The 1,449-nt window shown below is 72.0% G+C and carries 2 protein-coding genes; one reads left to right on the top strand and one right to left on the bottom strand.

Features of this window, described 5'->3' with window-relative positions; all coding sequences use genetic code 11:
- Positions 1-59: 59 nt before the first annotated feature.
- Positions 60-515, bottom strand: a complete 456-nt coding sequence (locus BEK98_RS45295; RefSeq protein ID WP_208643420.1) for a GNAT family N-acetyltransferase — start codon at positions 513-515, stop codon at positions 60-62.
- A 262-nt stretch (positions 516-777) separates the two neighbouring features.
- Between BEK98_RS45295 and BEK98_RS45300 the strand changes: the two genes are divergently transcribed.
- The coding region (locus tag BEK98_RS45300) for a LuxR C-terminal-related transcriptional regulator (protein ID WP_094222676.1) at positions 778-1,449 on the top strand (672 nt) is incomplete at its 3' end.

Genomic DNA, 1,449 nt, shown 5'->3' on the forward strand with positions numbered 1-1,449 from the left:
GCCCTACCCGCCCCCGCCCTCGCCACCTCCGCCGCCCCCTCCGGCGGAGTGACCCTTCGTCACCCCAGCCGCTTCGTCAGCGTGTACTCCGTGATCCCCGGCGGATAGTCGGGGATCACGCACACCACGTCGTACCCCTTCTTCTTGTAGAACTCCGGTGCCTGGAAGTCCCACGTCTCCAGCCGGGCGGCCGTGCAGCCGCGGTCGGCGCGGGCGACGCGCTCGGCCTTGGCGAGGAGGCGGGAGCCGAGGCCCGTACCGCGGTGGGCGGCGTCGACCCACAGGTAGGTGACGTGCATCCAGGTCGTCCAGGTGTGGCCGACCAGGCCGCCCGCCAGGTCTCCGGCCGGGTCCAGCGCCCAGACGTGCAGGGGGACTTCACGTTCCCCCGGTGTGCCGCGCAGGGCCGCGAGTACCGGGGACGCCGCCGTGTTGGTGTCCCGCAGCCGGGAGCGGAGCAGATCACGTCGGGCTTTGTCGACTTCCGCCTCAATACGAAACATGCGGCACACCATAAACGTGCCGGACGGCCAGTTCTGTAAATCGGCTTCCGCTCCGTGCTCCCATCCGTACTCTGAGGAGCAGTACCGGTGGGGGCCGGTGCTTATCAGGGGGCGAGACAGGCGGGTACGGCGCCTGTGGTGGGGGTAGCAGTTTCCGCAACGGCGGCGGCCGTGTGGTGGGCGTTCCTTCCGCAGGTGTCGTGCCCGCGCGGGTCGTCGTGCTCCGGACCTTGGGTATCCCCTGCTCCGTGCGGAGCCTGGGGAAGGGGGTTTCGTGGTTCGTATCCGAGTCCTGGTCGTCGACGACCACCGCATCTTCGCCGAGTCGCTGGCCGCGGCGCTGGCCGCCGAGCCCGACGTCGACGTCTCCGCCGCCGGCAGCGGCCCGGCCGCGCTGCGCTGCCTGGAGCGCGCGGCCGCCGAGGGCCGCCGCTACGACGTCCTTCTCGTCGACGCCGACCTGGGCGGCAATCTGCCCGGCGTCCGCCCGGCCGTGCCCGTGCAGGAGGGCAACGAGGACGGTCTGGTCGACGGGATCTCGCTGGTCGCGGGGGTCCGCTCGGCGCAGCCCGCGGTGCGCACGGTGGTCCTCGCCGAGAAGGACGAACCCCGGCGCGCGGCCCTCGCGCTGCAGGCGGGTGCCTCCGGCTGGGTCGCCAAGGACTGCTCGCTCTCCCGGCTGCTGACGGTGATCCGGGGTGTGCTGCGCGACGAGACCCATCTGCCGCCCGCCCTGCTCACCGCCGTCCTCAAGGAGCTGACGGCCGCGCGCAAGCACCGCACCGAGAGCGAACAGCTGGTGGAGTCGCTGACCCCGCGCGAGCGAGAGGTACTGCGCTGCATGGTCGCGGGCCTCGGCCGCAAGGCCGTCGCCGAACGACTGTTCCTCTCCCCGCACACCGTGCGCACCCACATGCAGAACGTCCTCGGCAAGCTGGGCGTCCAC

Source organism: Streptomyces diastatochromogenes, from assembly GCF_002242805.1.
GTDB classification, from domain to species: Bacteria; Actinomycetota; Actinomycetes; order Streptomycetales; family Streptomycetaceae; genus Streptomyces; species Streptomyces diastatochromogenes.